This window comes from Billgrantia montanilacus (assembly GCF_003336675.1).
Lineage (GTDB): Bacteria > Pseudomonadota > Gammaproteobacteria > Pseudomonadales > Halomonadaceae > Halomonas > Halomonas montanilacus.
This window is the reverse complement of sequence record NZ_QPII01000004.1, coordinates 24,821-41,688: the sequence shown is the minus strand read 5'-3', so window position 1 is coordinate 41,688 and position 16,868 is coordinate 24,821. Positions and strand designations below refer to the sequence as shown.

Here is a 16,868-nt window from a genome sequence, read left to right as displayed (position 1 = left end):
TCCAAAATTAAAAACAAACTCAAAATCAATGCATTGCAATGTATCCATTTTGAGACGAATTTAGGGCCGGCGTATCCCCACGGCGACAGCGCCGCAACCGGCGGGCAAGGACCGGTGCGGCGAAAGTGCCTTTCAGGCAAACGGGGCGTTCAGGCGAGGGACTTGACGAGAATCTTCGACTTGCGGGCGTGGTTGTAGGTGTCGCGCTTCAGCGGTGGAAGCGCCTCGATACCGGAGGGGCGGAAACCGTGCTCGACAAACCAGTGAGCGGTATGGGTGGTCAGCACGAACAGCGACGTAAGCCCGAGCCGCCGCGCGCGACGCTCCACCCCGGCGAGCAGGAGCGCGCCGCGGGCGCCGCCGCGATAGTCCACGTGGATCGCCACACAGGCCAGCTCGCCCATCTCGGCCTCGCCGAAGCAGTGCAGCGCGGCACAGCCGATCACCATGCCGTCGCGCTCGATCACCAGGTAGTCGTCGATTTCGTGCTCCAGACGCTCGCGGGAACGTGGCACCAGCATGCCGCGGTGCTCCAGCGGTTCGAGAAGCTCCAGCAGGCCCCCAATATCGCCGAGCTCCGCGGGACGCAGCTGCTCGTAGCGGTGCTGGGTGATCATGGTACCCACGCCGTCTCGGGTGAACAGTTCCCCCAGCAGGGCGTCATGGTTATGCCATGACAGCAGGTGGGTACGTGCCACGCCATGGCGAGCGGCGGCGCAGGCCGCCGCCAGGTGGCGTGCCGATTCGCTGCCTGCCACGGCCTGTGCCAACAGGGGTTCTGCCTCGCCTGGGGTCAGCTGTCGCTGCAGTGCGCCGCTCTCGTCGTAAAGGCCGTCGGCCTCACCCAGCAGGATCAGCTTGTCGGCGCCCAGCGCCATGGCAGCATGCTGCGCCACTTCGGAGGCATCCAGGTCGAATACCTCGCCGGTGCTGGAGAAGCCCAGCGGCGGCAGCAGCACCAGGGAGCCACGATCCAGCAGCCCCTGAACGGCGGAGGTGCGCACCCGGCGCACCTCGCCGCTGTGGTCGAAATCGATACCCTCTCGCACACCCAGGGGCTTGGCCATGACCAGATTGCCCGACACCGTGGTCAGCTCGACCCCATGCAACGGCGTATTGGGCAGCCCCAGGGAGAACCGCGCCTCAAGCCACAGCCGCTGCTCGGCGGCGACCCGCTGCACACACTGCATGATGTCTGCATCCGCCACCCAGCGGCCATCGTGACGCAGCGGCTCGATACCGGCCTCGTCCAGCGCCAGCTGTACCTGGGGCCGGATACCGAACACCACGACCAGGCGAACGCCCAGCGTATGCAGCAGCGCCAGGTCCTGAATCAACTGCTCGCCTCGCCCGCGCGCCATGGCTTCGCCCTCGATCAGAATCACGAAGGTTCGCCCGCGGTGTGCATTGATATAGGGCGATGAGTTACGGAACCAGTCGACGAACGGGAAACGAGTATCCAAGGCCGCTCTCCGGCAGCAGGTGAAAGGGAGGGTGCAGTCGTCTTCGACTATATCAGAGCCGCGAAAACGGCGGCAGCCTGCCGCCGGGTCGCTCTGCGGGCATCAGCCACCGAAGATCGACTTGAACAGGAAGAAGAACATGATGGCGAGGCCGGCGCCGGCCGGCAGCGTGATCAGCCAGGACATGACGATGGTACCGATCACCCGCATGTTGAGAGCCGTCATGCCACGGGCCAGCCCCACGCCGAGCACGGCCCCCACCAGGGTATGTGTGGTGGAGATCGGCAGGCCGGTACCCGAGGCCAGTACCACGGTAGTGGCGGCCGCCAGGGTGGCGGCAAAGCCCCGGCTGGGCGTCAGCTCGGTGATGCCGGTGCCCACGGTGGCGATCACCTTGTGGCCATAGGTGACCAGACCGGCCACGATGCCGCCACCACCCAGCACCAGCACCCACCAGGGCACCAGGGCCGATGCGTCAATGACGCCGTCGCTGCGCACCACGCTGATCACCGCGGCCAGCGGCCCCACGGCGTTGGCTACGTCGTTGGAGCCGTGGGCGAATGCCATGGCGCAGGCGGTGAAGATCATCAGCACACCGAAGACCCGCTCGACGTTGTCGTAGCCGAACTGGTCGTCGGGGCGATGCTCGCCCTTGACCCGGTTCTCCATGACGATACCGATGCCCATGATCCCCATTCCCAGCAGCACCGAGAGCAACAGGCTCTGGCCAAAGGTGAAGTTGAGGCCTACATGGGTCAGACCCTTGGTCAGGGTCACCATGGAGACGATGAAGCCGACCAGGAAGATATAGAACGGTACGGTGCGCTTGGCGGCCGCGAAGGGGTCGCGGGCCTCGAAGATCAGGTGCTGCACCGACTTGAACAGCACGAAGGCAATGGTACCCGACAGCAGCGGCGAGACGACCCAGCTCGAGGCGATGGTGCCGACCCGATCCCAGGCCACCGCCTCCATGCCCAGCCCCACCGCGCCGAAGCCGACGATGGCGCCGACGATGGAGTGGGTGGTGGAGACGGGCCAGCCCTTGGCCGAGGCGATCAGCAGCCAGATGGCCGCCGCCAGCAGCGCCGAGAGCATGCCGTAGACCAGCAGTTGGGGGTTGGCTTGCAGCAGCACCGGGTCGACGATCCCGCCACGAATGGTCGCGGTTACCTCGCCGCCGGCAAGCCAGGCACCGAGGAATTCGAAGATCACGGCGATGATGATCGCCTGCTTGATGGTGATCGCCTTGGACCCCACCGAGGTGCCCATGGCATTGGCGACATCGTTGGCGCCAACGCCCCAGGCCATGAAGAAACCGAAGAGGCAGGCAAGAATAATGAAGACTTCACCGTGCTGCGCGATGATCGACATAGGGGGTGGTTCCTATGTGGCTGTCAGAGAGGAGATATCCGTCCGGGGCGCCGGACAGGACGATGCCCTACCGGGCAGTGAGTATCTGCAGGCGGCTGCCGACGCGCTCGGCACGATCGGATAGTTCACCCACCCAATCGATGATCTTGTAGAGAAAGATCACGTCCACCGGCTTGAGTCGGTCTTCGAGATCGTAGAGTGTGCGGCGAATGGCCACCTGCTGGTTGTCGGCCTGCTGCTCGAGGATATGCAGCTCCCGGATCAGGTTCTGCATCACGTCGGTGACATGGCGACCGAAGCCGGATTCCAGCAGGTCTTCCAGCTCTTCCAGGGCCTGGCGGGCCTGGGTGACACAGGCCACGGCGGTACGCATGTAGTCGCGCATGGGCTGGGCCAGCTCGGCGGGCACCTGCATCTTGCGACCCAGCATGATGCCGGTAATGTCGCGCACCTTGTTGGCGATCTTGTCCTGGACGGTGATCAGGTCGAGCAGGTCGCTTCGCGAGACGGGCAGGAACAGCGTGTTGGGCAGGTTGAGGCGCAGCTCGGTCTTGAGGGTGTCGGCCTCGTGCTCCAGCCGGGTGACTTCTTCGCGGACCCGGGCGGCCTCCTCCCAGTCCCCGATCAGGCTGGCTTCGAAGAAGGGAAGCAGTTGCTCGGAACACTCGCTGGCCTTGACGATATGGGCCAGCAGCGGCTGGAACGGCGAGCGGCCGAACATCGCGGAAAACGGATTGGGCTTTACCATGGCGTATCATGCGCTTGTGAAATGGCGGCGTCAGTATAAAGACTGGCAAGCTGTTACGTCATGAAAAAATTATACACGCCACCCAGCGGCAACGTGATCGAGGAGCGCCCGACATGAGTCAAGAGGTCGAAATGAAGCTGGCACTGGGCAGGGACGGCCCCGAGCGACTCTGCCGCCACCCGCTGCTGCAAGGCCAGCCTGGCGCGACGCAACGGCTCGCCAACACTTACTTCGACACCCCCGAGGGTGAGCTCGAAGCCGCTCGGATGGCGCTGCGGCTGCGACGATACGATGACACCTGGGTACAGACCCTGAAGACAAGCGGCGACGTCGGCGGCGGCATGAGCCGGCGCGGTGAATGGGAGTGGCCGGTAGCAGGGGGCGCGCCGAATGAGGGAGTGCTGGACCGGCAAGGGCTCGCTGCCCTGCCGCCCATGGCCGAGCTCGGCACCGACGTGCTCGAACGCCTGGAGGCGCGCTTCACCACGGACTTCGAGCGCCGGAGCTGGCAGCTCGACCACGCCGGGGTCACCATCGAGGTGGCACTCGACCAGGGCGAGATTCGCGCTGCCGGCCGTGCCGTGCCGATCCGCGAGCTGGAACTGGAGCTCAAGGCTGGCGACCCCGCGGCGCTATGGGACCTGGCGCTGGCCTTGGCCGAGACGATTCCGCTGCGCCCCGCCGATGCCAGCAAGGCCGCCCGTGGCGGCGCCCTGCTGAGCGGTCAATGGACGCTGCCCGAGGGCGACACACCCGCCGGCTGCCTGCACCGTGCCATCATGGCGCTGGACGCCCTGGCCGACACCCGGGATGAGGCCTGGCGGCCCGTAGCCGCCGAGGCCATGCAGCGGCTGGCCGCCGAAGACAAGGAAAAGGGCGACGCCGCTGAACTCGCCGCCGCCCTGGCCGGCCCCGACTGGTTGTCCCCCGCCTTCGGCCAGGCTGCCCTGCGCCTTGCCCTTCGACTCGATAGCACCGAAGGAGCCTCACCGTGAACGAACCGTTTCAGCCCGCAGGCGCAGGCCTGCGCACCCGCCTGTTCCAGATCATCTTCGAATCGGACACGCCACTGGCCAAGGGCTTCGATATCGTCTTGATCCTGATGATCCTGGCCAGCGTGCTGGTGGTGATGCTCGATACCGTCGAGCCATACAGCGCGGCGTACGGCGAATGGTACTACTGGCTGGAGTGGGGCTTTACCATCGCCTTCACCGTCGAACTCCTCCTACGCATTTATATTCTCGAGAAACCGATGCGCTACGTGCGCAGCTTCTACGGCGTGATCGACATCGTGGCGATCCTGCCGACCTGGCTGATGCTGCTGATCCCCGGCGCCCAGTCCCTGGTGATCGTGCGCCTGTTACGCGTGCTGCGGATCTTTCGCGTACTGCGCCTGATGCAGTTCGTGGGCGAGGGCCGCCTGCTGATGGAGGCGCTGAAGAACAGCGTGCACCAGATATTCCTCTTCCTGTTCACGGTATTCCTGCTGGTCACCCTGTTCGCCGCACTGGTCTACATGATCGAGCCCGCCGAGGCCGGCTTCACCAGCATCCCCATCTCTGTCTACTGGGCCATCGTCACACTGACCACGGTGGGCTACGGCGACATCGTACCCGTCACTCCGCTCGGCCAGGCGATCTCGACGCTGGTGATGCTGATCGGCTACTCGATCATCGCCGTACCCACCGGCGTGTTCTCGGCCGAAGTGATCCGCTCGATTCGTTCCGATCGCTACTCCGACCAGGCCTGCCCAGGCTGCGGGCACGACCGGCACGAGCAGCGCGCGCTCTACTGCCTGAAATGCGGTACCTGGCTGGATGAAGAAACGCTGGACCCCAATGCGCCACAGACGGATGACGAGCCGCGAACCTGATTCCGCCGCCCGTTACTCCCTGAACGGCGCCAGGTCGCCACGCCCCTCGCGCACGATGGTCGGCGGCAGCTCACGCAGGTCAACGACGCTGGTGGCCTCCAGGTGGCAGGCGCCGCCATCGATGATCAGGTCGAGCTGGTTACCGAAACGCTCCCGGATCTCTTCGGCATCGGTCATCGGCAGCTCCTCGCCCACCGGGATCAGCGTCACGCTCATCAGCGGCTCGCCCAGTGCCTCGAGCAAGGCATGCGTGATGCGATGGTCCGGCACACGCACACCGATGGAGCGCCGCTTGGGATGCAGCAGCAGCCGCGGTACTTCGTTGGTGGCATTGAGAATGAAGGTGTAGGCCCCGGGCGTGTGCGCCTTGAGCAGGCGGAAGACGGCGTTATCCACCTTGGCATAGGTACCGATCTCGGAAAGGTCGGAGCACACCAGAGTGAAGTTGTGCTTGTCGTCCAGCGAACGCAGTCGCTTGATCCGTTCGACGGCCTTCTTGTCGCCCAGGTGACAGCCCAGGGCGTAGCCGGAGTCAGTCGGATAGGCCACGACACCGCCATCACGAATGATCTGAATGGCCTGGTCGATCAGACGCTTCTGGGGGTTCTCCGGGTGCAGTTGGAAATACTGGCTCATGGTCACTCCCTGTTGGTCTGCGTTCAAAGCGGGCTTCCCCCGATCGTTCGAGCCACCAGTTTATCCTGCGACCGGGGCCTGCGCGACTTGAGGGCCCGACTTCACGACGAGGCAATGCTACCGCCGGGCGGGATATCGTCAAGGGAGGCATCGATAAACGCCGCGATCCGGGGATGGGTCCATACCGGCGCCACCGCGGTACGCGGTACCGGGCTCATGCTGCCCGGAGCCAGATGCCCGCCAGGGAAGTGGAAGTCGCTGCCCAACGAGGCGTAGAGCCCCCGGTCGGCGAGCTGCCTGGCCAGGTCGCGGGTCACGTCGGCGTTCTGGAAACCGTTGACCAGCTCGGCCGCCTGGCCGCCGGCCTCGGCGAAGGCGTCCAGCAGCAGCCCCCGCTTGCGGCGGGTCAGCCCGTGGCGCAGTGGATGCGCCAGCACCGCCACGCCACCGGATTCGAGAATCCAGCCAACGACTTCGCCCAGGGCCGGCCAGTGCGCCTTGACGTCGCCGGCCTTACCGCTGCCCAGGTGTTTCTTGAAGGCGGTCGCCATGTCCGGCACCACGCCCGCCGCCACCAGGGCGCGAGCGAAATCGGGCCGACCCAGCGGCCGGTGCGGCCCGGCCAGCTCCCGAGCACGGGCCAGGGCGTCGGGCAGGCCGATCTTCTCGAGCCGCTGAGCAATCACCACGGCCCGGCTCTCCCGGGCCTCGGCCTGCGCCAGCAGCCCCTCGGCCAGAGCACCGCTGGCACCGCGGGGCAACAGCCCGACCACATGGATCCCGATGCCGGACCAGAGGGTCGAGAGCTCGGTCCCCGGCAGCAGACGAATCGCCAGCCGGCTGGCCGCCGCTTCGGCTTCGGCGATGCCGGCCATGCTGTCATGGTCGGTCAGCGCCATCAGCCTCACGCCGCGCTCGGCGCACAGGGCGACCACGTCGGCGGGCGCCAGGGCGCCGTCGGAAGCGGTGGAATGCATGTGCAGGTCGACCCCGAGTGGCGTGGGGTCGCCCGAGAAACTGGCGGATAATGAGAGCATTGGCATGACGCAGGAGGGCGACTTTGTCAGAATAATGGACCCCATGGTGCGCGCCGGACGATAGCCGGTCAACGTCAGCGCCCCGTTCGAGACCTGCGGCTCAGGCCGCGCACGACCGAGGAAACACGGCGATGCTCTACGCAATCATCAGTGAAGACGTGAAGAACAGCCTGGAACGCCGTCTGGCCGCCCGCCCGGACCACCTGGCACGCCTGGAAAAGCTGCGTGACGAAGGCCGCCTGGTGCTGGCCGGCCCCCATCCCGCCATCGATGCCGACAATCCCGGCGACGCCGGTTTCAGCGGCAGCCTGGTGGTGGCCGAGTTCGACAGCCTGGAGACCGCCCAGGCCTGGGCCGATGCCGACCCCTACATGATCGCCGGCGTCTACGCCAAGGTGACCGTCAAGCCGTTCAAGAAGGTGCTGCCCTGACCCGCACCCAATAACGACATGCGCGACTCCTGACGTACACAGGCGCTGCTATCCACAGCGCGTTACCCACAGCTCCTGTGGATAACACTGTTGAAACGCCGCGGATGCCTGCCGCTATCCCCCATGGCAGCCCGCTTAAATGAAATCGATCATATCTTGAGCAGCGCGGGCCAGACCGGGCTGCGCTGCTCGCTTGGTCAGGAGATGCCGTGCCCACCCTTCCCCCCCTAGCCGGACTCGATACCGCCCGCCTCGACTGGCCGTCCAACGAAGCCGGCCCGCTATCGACCCGTTTCTACGACGTCTACTTTTCCCGCCATGACGGCCGGGCGGAAACCGAGCACGTCTTCCTCGCCGGCAACGACCTGTCCGGCCGCTTCGCCGGCTGGCCCGCCGGCAGGCCCTTCGTCATCGGCGAGACGGGCTTCGGTACCGGGCTCAACATGCTCTGCGCCTGGGCCTGTTTCGAGGCGCACGCCCCGGCCGAAGCACGGCTGCACCTGGTATCCACCGAGCGCTATCCGCTGACCCGGGACGACCTGGCCCGGGCGCTGGCCACCTGGCCGGACCTGGCATCACGGGCAGAACGGCTGATTCACCAATGGCCCGAGCCGGTGGCCGGTGTGCATCGGCTGTGGCTCGACGAGCGGGTCACGCTGGACCTGCACTTCGGCGACGCTGCCGAGCGCCTGGCACTGCTCGAGGGCCGGGTAGACGCCTGGTTCCTGGACGGCTTCGCACCGTCGAAGAATCCCGAGATGTGGCGACCCGAGCTGTTTGCCGCCATGGCGGCACGCTCCCGGCCCGGGGCGACCTTCGCCACCTTCACCTGTGCCGGTGTCGTCAAGCGCGGGCTGGCCGAGGTCGGCTTCGCCTGGCGCAAGGTACCGGGCATCGGGCGCAAGCGGGAAATGCTGGCCGGCGAGATCGCCTCGCCGCCCGTCGATACCCGCCGGGAGCCTGCCCCCTGGTTCACTCCCCCGCCGACGCGCCCGACGCGCCACGTGGCGGTGATCGGTGCCGGCATCGCCGGCGCCAGCACGGCCGCCGCCCTGGCTCGCCGTGGCATCGCCGTCACGCTGATCGACCGCTTCGACCGCGCCGAGCTGGGCACCACTCACCTGCAGGGGGCGCTCTACGTCAAGCTGGCCGTGGAGACCAACCTGCAGAGTCGCGCTTACCTGGCCGGCCTGCTCCACAGCCGGCGCTGGCTGGCCAATCTCGACCCGAAGCAGGCGCTGTGGCAGCCCAGTGGCGTGCTGCAGCTGGCGCTGAGCGAGAAGGAGCAGGCGCGACAGGCCAGCTTCCTGGCCAACCACCCCCTGCCGGAAAGGGTGGTGCGCGGGCTCGATGCCGAGGCGGCCAGCACCGCCGCAGGCATCAGGATCGAGGCACCTGCGCTGGACTACCCCAATGCCGCCTGGGTCAAGCCGCTGGAACTGTGTGTGCAGCTGGCCAGGACGCCCGGCATCGGCTTCCGCCGCGGCGAGGTAACGGCGCTGATGGGGGGCGAGGCGGGCTGGATACTGACCCTGGCCGACGGTGAGCGCATCGAAGCCGACCAGGTGGTGGTCGCCACCGCCAGCGAGGCCGCCAGGTTCGAACAGACTTCGGCGCTGCCACTGCAGCCGGTACGCGGCCAGGTCAGCCAGCTCACGCTGCCCGAGGGAGCCCCTGCGCTGGGGTGTGTGGTGTGCGCCGGCGGCTATGTCCCACCGGCGGCGGACGGGGTGCTCAATTTTGGCGCCACCTTCGGGCCCGGCGATACCGAACCGGCAGAGCGCGAGGCCGACCACGCCGCCAACCTGGCGGAGCTGGAGCGGGGCCTGCCCCACTTCGTGGCGGCGCTACACGAGGCCGGTGCCGATCTCTCGCCCAGCCAGCTCACGGGCCGCGTGGGCGTGCGCGCGGCAAGCCCCGACAAGTCGCCCTACTGCGGCCCGGTGCCGGATGCCGCCGCGTGGCGCGAGGACTACGCTACCCTGGCAAAGGATGCCACTCGGGTGCCGGACACTCCCGGACGCCACCACCAGGGGCTGTGGATCAGCGCCGCCCACGGCTCCCGCGGCCTGGCCAGCGCGCCGCTATGTGCCGAGCTGATCGCCTCGCGGATCTGCGACGAGCCGCTGCCGCTGGAGTGGCCGCTGGTGGATCACCTGCACCCGGGCCGGCGCGTCATCCGCGACCTGATCCGGGGCAAGCTTGTGTCGTGACAGACTGCAGGCTACGAGAGCACGGCTCAGCTCGTGGTCATACCCCGGCGCCGGCTGACGCTGGCAAAGTGCGGTGCCGGGCGTCCCAGGTGATAACCCTGGCCGAAGTCGATGCCCAGCTCCATGACGGCGGTCAGCACCTCCTCGTCCTCGATGAATTCAGCGATGGTGCTGACCCCCAGGCTCTGGGCCAGCGTCACGATACTCTTGACGAAGGCCATGTACTTCTCGTCGTTGAGCATATTGCGAATGAACTCTCCTTCGATCTTGATCACGTCGATGGGGAACTGCTTGAGGTAGCGGAACGAGGAGTAGCCCGAACCGAAATCGTCGATGGCGAAATTGAAGCCCTCGAGCTTCAGGTCGAGTACGAACTTCTCAAGCAGCTTGAGGTTGCTGACGGTCTCGCGCTCGGTCAGCTCGAAGACGATGCGCTCCGGCAAGATATCGTAGTCGATGGCCAACTGGTGAATATGGCTGATGAACTCGCCGATAATCAGTGACTTCGGCGATAGATTGATGAACAGCATGCCTTGGTAGCCCTGCTCGTGAATCTGGGCGAAGGCCTTCTCGATCAGCAGGTAATCCATCTTGTGGATGACGCCGATGCTCTCGGCGATATCGATGAACTCGCCCGCCGGCACGATACGGTCGCCGACCTGTATCCGCATCAGCAACTCGTGGATATTCACCTCGCCGGAGCGTACGTCGGCGATGGGCTGGAAGTAGGGCACGATGCGTTCCTCTTCCAGTGCGCTGAGGACCATCTGGTTCTTCTCGCCCACCTCGCGGAAGACAGCCGCCACCTCCTCGCTATCCGGCAGGGCGATGCAGTTCTTCCCCTTGCGCTTGGCCTTGTACATCATGTTGTCGGCCATCAGGAAGAGATCATGAGGATTGCTTGCATGGTTCGGATAGGTAGCGATGCCGATCGAGGTGGTGGCCCTCACTGTTGAACCATCGGGGGCGGTCAGTACCTGGCTGGTCAGGCTGTCGGCGATACGCAGCCCCACGGAATACGCCTGCTGCTGCTCGGTCTCGGGCAGGATGATGGTGAACTCGTCGCCGCCGTATCGCGCCAGGAAGTCACCGGGACGCACCGATGCCATCAACGTGTCGGCGACGGCCCGCAGGAACTGGTCGCCAAAAGCATGGCCATGCCGGTCGTTGACGTGCTTGAAGTTGTCGAGGTCGAGCATCAACAGACTGAAATGGTCCTGATGCCGCGTTGAGCGGCCCACCTCGTAGCTCAGCATGTCCTTGAAGATGCGCTGATTGTGCAGCTGGGTAAGCGGGTCACGGGTGGCGTAGAACTCCAGATCCTGAGTGTACTTGTAGATCGCCTTGACCGAGCCGACCAGGTTGAGCAGCGTCGACAGGATGCCGTCGATGACGATATGGCGGATCGGATCCTGGGCCAGGTCCGACTGCACCCCGATACCGACGATGCCCCCGATCTTGGGCGCTTCGAGCAGCAGCGACTTGGTCTGCAGGCGAATGTCCTCGGGGGTGAGTTCCGCCGCCATGGGCTCGCCATCGCCGCAGGGATGCACGGTATGGTGGATCACTTTGAGTACGGTGGCCCCCACGCCGTGGGGCTTGGCTTCCACCAGCTGTGTGAGGATCCGTTCGAAGGTCTCGCGAGTTTCCGCCACGACTTCTTGATACCAGAAGACCTCCAGTTCGTAGCCCTCCTCCTCCACCTGGAATATCGTCACCAGGGTGTGGGCCGGCATGATGGTATTGATCTCCGACAGAAGCTCTTTTATGAACTCGCGCCAATCGCGCACCACTTCAGAAGTGATGATGAACTTGCTGAGAAGGCGAATCTCGAACTCGAGGATGTCCTTGTCCACGGCCACGTCCTTGAGCCGCCCAACCAGGGCGTTGACGTGCTGGTAGGCACTGTTGAGTTCGTGGAAGTGAACATCGATATCACTGATGTCGAGCTGGCGGAAGTCCTCCACCGAGTTGACCGCTGCCAGGCGCGAGCGGAAGGTATCCAGAGAGCCACGGATGCGCCCGGCGAAGAGCGTCGAGATAGCCACCGCCAGCAGCAGGATCAACAGGGAGGCAACAATGAACATCGCCACGTAGTTCTGGCGCATCTCACGACTGATCGGGGCCATGTCGTGTTGGATGTCGATGATACCCAGAACGTCGCCGCTGGCGGCGTTCTGGTGACAGGCCAGGCAGTCGGAACGGGCGATCAGCGGCATCACCCGACGGACCCAGCCATCGTCGCGAAGCACGCTCGTTTCCCCGGAGGCGAAAGCCGCCTCCAGCACGCTATCCAGCGACGGCTGGTCGATCTCCCCATAACGCGCTGACACCGACTCGCCGCGATAGATTTCAAACCGGTAAGAACTGTCGGCGTGGATCGCCCGGGTGTCGGCAACAAAGGTTTCCATCTGCTCCCGGCTCCAGCCCTGACGCATTACCTGCAACATGGCATTGAAGCTCTGCCGCGCCAAGGCCTCGGACGTCTGCTCCGCCTGACGGGCCAGGATGTCCTCGTAGAGCAGCGTGGCGACCAGGGTCACCCCCATAAAGACCGCCAATGAGGCCGACAGAATGGCCATCAATACGAACCCCTTGAGGGTTCTCAGGCAGGTGAGAAACGATCGAGCCATGGTCAGCATTGCAAACCCATCCTTCGAGACAGGAGCCAGCAAACCACTACCCTAGTTGAGAGATTTCGGCTGAAGTACCAGAAATATCATCAGGAATGTTGAGAATATCAATCAAATGATTCAGATCAAGTCCTCGTTACATTTCTCTCCGGACGAGACTGAACAAAGGTAGCAAAGCATCACCCCTCCTCTTCGTCATCCGCCAGATCGCGACCGAACGCGCGCCACTGGGTGAGGGTCATCACCTCGGTGGTTTCGGTCTGCAGGTCGTGGGCGATCAGCAGGTCGCCCCGTTCCAGCTGCTTCCTGAGCTCGCCGACCCAGCCGCGCATGCCCTCGCCGGTGTCGGTGGTGTCGTAGCCCTGCCGGGTGACGAAGGTTTCAAGCAGGGCCTCCAGGGTCTCGGGAGGCAGCATGCGATAGGGCACCTCGATAAAACGGCCGTCGTTCATTGCTCTGCCTCCCCCTCGTTTTCCCAGGCTTCGAGGCGTTCCAGGAAGCCCTCCTCGTCGAGCACCGGCACCCCCATCTGTTCCGCCTTGGCGAGCTTGCTGCCGGCGCCGGGACCCGCCACCACGGCGGCGGTCTTCTTCGACACGCTGCCGGCCACCTTGGCGCCCAGCGCCTGGAGGCGCTCCTTGCCCTCGTCGCGGGTCATGCTCTCCAGGGTACCGGTGAGCACCCAGGTCTGGCCGGCCAGGGGCTGGGGGCGCTCGCCGACCTCTTCCTCTTTCCAGGTCAGGCCCAGGGCCCGCAGTTCGTCGATGGTGTCGCGATTGTGGGGCTGCCGGAAGAAGGTGTGCACGTGGGCGGCGACCACCGGCCCCACGTCCTCGACGGCTTCCAGGTCGTCGACCTCGGCCTCCATCAGGGCATCCAGGGTGCCGAAGTGACGCGCCAGGTTGGCGGCGGTGGCCTCGCCCACCTCGCGAATGCCCAGGGCGAAGACAAAGCGGGCCAGCGTCGTCTGCTTGGCCTTGTCCAGGGCCGCCACCAGGTTGTCGGAGGACTTCTGCGCCATGCGCGGCAGTGAGGCCAGGCGCTCGGCATCGAGCCGGAACAGGTCGGCGGGGGTCTTGACCCAGTCCCGCTCCACCAGCGCCTCGATCAGCTTCTCGCCGAGCCCGTCGATATCGAGCGCCCGCCGCGAGGCGAAGTGCTTCAGCGCCTCCTTGCGCTGGGCGCCACAGTAGAGCCCCCCCGAACAGCGGGCCACCACCTCGCCCTCGAGTCGCTCGACCTCGGAGTCGCATACCGGGCAGCGTTCGGGGAAGACGATTTCCCGGGCATCGTCCGGGCGCAGCGAGGTTTCTACCCGCACCACCTGGGGAATGACGTCACCGGCGCGGCGAATCGTGACGGTGTCGCCGATCATCACCCCGAGCCGGGCGATCTCGTCGGCGTTGTGCAGGCTGGCATTGGAGACGGTGACCCCTGCCACGGTGACCGGCTCGAGCCGGGCCACCGGGGTGATCGCCCCGGTGCGACCGACCTGGAACTCCACGTCGTTGAGGGTCGTGGTCTCCTCCTGGGCGGGGAACTTAAAGGCGATGGCCCAGCGTGGCGCCCGGGAAACGAAGCCCAGCTCACGCTGCAGACGCAGGTCGTCGACCTTGATCACCACGCCGTCGATATCGTAGCCGAGGCTGTCGCGCCGTTCGCCCAGCCGCCGACAGTAGTCGATCAGCCCCTGGCTGCCGGTGACCACTTCGAGGGCGGCGCTGGTACGCAGCCCCAGGTCGCCCAATCGGGCCATCAGCTCGCTGTGGGTGGCATCACCCGGGTCCGGCTCGAAGCGGGCGGCCTGGTAGGCGCTGAACTCCAGCGGGCGCGTGGCGGTAATACTGGGGTCAAGCTGGCGCAAGCTGCCCGCCGCGGCGTTGCGCGGGTTGGCAAACACCTTGCCACCCTCTTCACGGGCCTTGGCGTTGAGCGTCTCGAAGCCGCCGTGGCTCATGATCACTTCGCCACGCACTTCCAGCAGGCCGGGCGCCGCCTTGCCGCGCAGTTTCAGTGGCACCGAGCGCAGGGTACGCAGGTTGGAGGTGATGCCCTCGCCGGTACGTCCGTCGCCGCGAGTGGCACCGCTGACCAGCACACCCTGCTCGTAGACCAGCGACACCGCCGCACCGTCCAGCTTGGGCTCGCAGCAGAAGGCGATGGTTTCGCCATCGATTTCCAGCCGGTCGGCCACGCGCTTGACGAAGGCGGTGATCTCCTCCTCGTTGAAGGCATTGTCGAGGGAGAGCATGGGGACCGCGTGCTCGACCTCGGGGAACCCGGCATCGGGCGGTGCCCCCACACGCTGGGTCGGCGAGTCGGGGGTGACAAGGTCGGGATACACCGCCTCGATTTCCTGGAGCCGACGCAGCCGACGGTCGTAGTCGGCGTCGGTCATGCGCGGCTCGTCGAACACGTAGTAGCGGTAGTTGGCGTCGTCGAGTTCGGCGCGCAACATGGCGACTTCATCGAGGGTCTTCTGTTCGGGCTGGCTCATGCGTCTCGGTGTCTCGAAGAGGATTTCTTGCCGCCCGGAACACGACAACCCCGTGATCGCTCACGGGGTTGTCGTCAGGTACGGCATGGCACTCGGTCAGGAATCAGTTCACCTGGTAGCGATTGAGGCGGTTGCGGCGCTCGAACTCCTGCACGCGCTGGCGGGCGAACTCCACGGTCTGGGCGGTCATCACGCTGTGATTCTCGTCCTTCAGTTCACCGCCCAGGTTGCGCACGATCACCATGGCGGTTTCCACCATCGCTTCGAAGGCTGCCGCCGTATCCAGCGCGCCGGGCAGTGGCATCAGCAGGGTGACGCCAGGCGTGCGGAACTCGTCCATGGCCTCGATGGGGAAGGTCCCGGGCTTGATCACGTTGACCATGGAGAATTGCAGTTCGCTCTCCGGGTCTTCGGTTTCGAAGCGATGGAAGATGCCCATCTCGCTGCTGTAGCGCAGGCCGCAGGCCAGCATCAGATCCAGCAGCGCTTCGCCAGAGAAGCCTTGCTCGTCACGGGAAAGCACGCTGATGACGATGACCTCGTCGGAATGGCTGAGGGTCTCCCGGGCGCGTTCGGCATTGACGTCGTGCCGCAGGGCCTTGGCCAGGGTCGGATGTGCCCGCACGACGTCGTCGTCGATCAGGTCGTCATCGTACATCCCGGCGTCCGGCTCGATGGCTGAGGCCTGCTCGGCATCGGAAAGCATCGGCTCGAAGGCGACATCGTCCCGCGCCTCCGCTTGCCGAGTGCGCGGCGGTGCGAACAGCGGATCGTCGTCGTCGGCCATCTCGATGACCTGGGCCTCGAGGCGACGGCGCTCGGCATCCCTGGCGGCCTTCTCGGCCTCGGCCTCGCGACGGCGCTGGGCGTCCAGGGCGGCCTTCTCCGCGCGAGCCTTCTCACGGCGTGCCTTTTCCAGCCGTTTCTCTTCACGCCGCTTGGCCAGGCGCTGCTGCATGGAAGCACCGAAGCGCTGGACCGAGTGGCCCATGCGCCGCGACCCGCTCTTGATCGAATCGCTCATGCCTTCCAGGTCGACGAGGCGATAGCGCTCGTCGTCGTCATGCAGTTCCTCGTGGTCTCCGGGGTCGGCGGCCAGCGGTTCGGCGGTCATGGCAGAGGGCGACTCGGCATCGTCAAGTGCCGATAGCGTCGGTTCGCGACGCGGAACATCCGCTTTGGCATCGTCAGGGCGCGGCGACGTCGTGCTGGCCGTTGCAGCGGCTGGCTGATGCTCCGCCGGTGCTGACTCATGCTCAGCCGGCGTTGACTCACGGCTGTGCATAGTCGGCTGCACGCTGGACTCGGATGGCGCTTTCGCATCCTTACGCGCGTGTTCACCGAGCGTGGGCTCGGTGCTGGCGATAGGTGTGCGTTCGGGCTGTTCGCGTGTGGATGCGGTTTCGCGACGCGGGGGATCGCTGGACGCAGGCGCCGCATCCCCGGCGCTTGTCGCGTCGAAGGAGGGCTCAGCCCGCGTCGCCGGGGCGTCATCACGCGGCGGCGGCGACGCCGACGGGCTGGGCTCGGGCCGCTCGGGCGCATGCCTTGCCGCCTTGAGGCCAGCCAGCACCCGTGAAGGACCGGGGTGCTCCTGGCGCTTCAATTTGGGCTTGGGTTTGCTCTGCGCCTGGGCATAGCTGGCAGGACTGATGACACGCGCCCCGCCGTTGGGCAGTTCCCAATTGGTGTCAGCCTCGGTCGATGCTGTTGCGTCATCGCTACCGTGGTTGTTGTTTTCCCCTACCTGGTCCAGGCGGGGCACTCGGCGCTGGCGTTTCAGGCGACGTATCCCATCAACCACGATGAGAGTCACCAGTGCCAGCCCCAGAATGATCAGCCATTCTCTAAGTTCCATGGGTCGTCTTGCCTATCACTAGGGCGCCATGCCGGATGGATGTTCGTGAACAGCATAGCGCGATTGCCAAAAAAAGGGCTACTTTTTTTATTTGTCAAGCCCCGGCAT

Annotated in this window: 13 protein-coding genes; 4 read left to right on the top strand and 9 right to left on the bottom strand. The window is 65.6% G+C overall.

All coding sequences use genetic code 11. The features are described from left to right. Positions 1 to 149: 149 nt before the first annotated feature. From argA to DU505_RS07160, 3 genes are all read right to left on the bottom strand, one after another. The gene (gene argA, locus DU505_RS07170; protein WP_114478319.1) at positions 150 to 1,463 is read right to left on the bottom strand and encodes an amino-acid N-acetyltransferase; all 1,314 of its coding nucleotides are present in this window, start codon (positions 1,461 to 1,463) and stop codon (positions 150 to 152) included. 102 nt (positions 1,464 to 1,565) lie between these two features. Next, complete coding sequence (locus tag DU505_RS07165; protein WP_114478318.1) at positions 1,566 to 2,834, bottom strand: inorganic phosphate transporter; 1,269 nt, start codon at positions 2,832 to 2,834, stop codon at positions 1,566 to 1,568. A gap of 67 nt (positions 2,835 to 2,901) precedes the next feature. Further along, positions 2,902 to 3,582 carry a TIGR00153 family protein gene (locus DU505_RS07160; RefSeq protein WP_114478317.1) on the bottom strand — a complete coding sequence of 227 codons (681 nt, stop codon included), beginning with the start codon at positions 3,580 to 3,582 and terminating at the stop codon, positions 2,902 to 2,904. Between the two features lie 113 nt (positions 3,583 to 3,695). Here DU505_RS07160 and DU505_RS07155 point away from each other — a divergent pair, with 113 nt between their 5' ends. Both DU505_RS07155 and DU505_RS07150 read left to right on the top strand, forming a co-directional pair. Then, a complete protein-coding gene (locus DU505_RS07155) occupies positions 3,696 to 4,577 on the top strand; it encodes a CYTH domain-containing protein (RefSeq protein ID WP_114478316.1) in 882 nt (293 codons plus the stop codon). After that, positions 4,574 to 5,455, top strand: coding sequence for an ion transporter (locus tag DU505_RS07150; protein WP_114478315.1), 882 nt, complete (start codon positions 4,574 to 4,576; stop codon positions 5,453 to 5,455). The genes DU505_RS07155 and DU505_RS07150 overlap by 4 nt, the downstream gene beginning before the upstream one ends. Before the next feature lie 12 nt (positions 5,456 to 5,467). Here DU505_RS07150 and DU505_RS07145 read toward each other — a convergent pair whose 3' ends face one another. Continuing rightward, positions 5,468 to 6,091 carry an L-threonylcarbamoyladenylate synthase gene (locus DU505_RS07145; protein ID WP_114478314.1) on the bottom strand — a complete coding sequence of 208 codons (624 nt, stop codon included), beginning with the start codon at positions 6,089 to 6,091 and terminating at the stop codon, positions 5,468 to 5,470. Positions 6,092 to 6,192: 101 nt separating this feature from the next. Then, entirely contained in the window at positions 6,193 to 7,134 is a 942-nt protein-coding gene (locus DU505_RS07140) for a PHP domain-containing protein (RefSeq protein WP_422667006.1), read from the bottom strand. A 125-nt stretch (positions 7,135 to 7,259) separates the two neighbouring features. Here DU505_RS07140 and DU505_RS07135 point away from each other — a divergent pair, with 125 nt between their 5' ends. Together DU505_RS07135 and mnmC are read left to right on the top strand one after the other, a co-directional pair. Further along, positions 7,260 to 7,559: a YciI family protein gene (locus tag DU505_RS07135; protein WP_114478312.1), complete on the top strand. Its 300-nt coding sequence runs from the start codon at positions 7,260 to 7,262 to the stop codon at positions 7,557 to 7,559. A 209-nt stretch (positions 7,560 to 7,768) separates the two neighbouring features. Further along, entirely contained in the window at positions 7,769 to 9,772 is a 2,004-nt protein-coding gene (gene mnmC / locus DU505_RS07130; RefSeq protein WP_114478311.1) for a bifunctional tRNA (5-methylaminomethyl-2-thiouridine)(34)-methyltransferase MnmC2/FAD-dependent 5-carboxymethylaminomethyl-2-thiouridine(34) oxidoreductase MnmC1, read from the top strand. A gap of 26 nt (positions 9,773 to 9,798) precedes the next feature. Here mnmC and DU505_RS07125 read toward each other — a convergent pair whose 3' ends face one another. The 4 genes from DU505_RS07125 to zipA all read right to left on the bottom strand — a co-directional run bounded on the left by DU505_RS07125 (position 9,799) and on the right by zipA (position 16,760). After that, the gene (locus DU505_RS07125) at positions 9,799 to 12,414 is read right to left on the bottom strand and encodes a putative bifunctional diguanylate cyclase/phosphodiesterase (protein WP_114478310.1); all 2,616 of its coding nucleotides are present in this window, start codon (positions 12,412 to 12,414) and stop codon (positions 9,799 to 9,801) included. Between the two features lie 170 nt (positions 12,415 to 12,584). Then, entirely contained in the window at positions 12,585 to 12,857 is a 273-nt protein-coding gene (locus tag DU505_RS07120; RefSeq protein ID WP_114478309.1) for a YheU family protein, read from the bottom strand. After that, on the bottom strand, positions 12,854 to 14,902 hold the full coding sequence (ligA, locus tag DU505_RS07115; protein ID WP_114478308.1) for an NAD-dependent DNA ligase LigA: 2,049 nt from the start codon (positions 14,900 to 14,902) through the stop codon (positions 12,854 to 12,856). The genes DU505_RS07120 and ligA overlap by 4 nt, the downstream gene beginning before the upstream one ends. A gap of 103 nt (positions 14,903 to 15,005) precedes the next feature. After that, on the bottom strand, positions 15,006 to 16,760 hold the full coding sequence (zipA, locus tag DU505_RS07110) for a cell division protein ZipA (RefSeq protein ID WP_114478307.1): 1,755 nt from the start codon (positions 16,758 to 16,760) through the stop codon (positions 15,006 to 15,008). Positions 16,761 to 16,868: the final 108 nt, after the last annotated feature.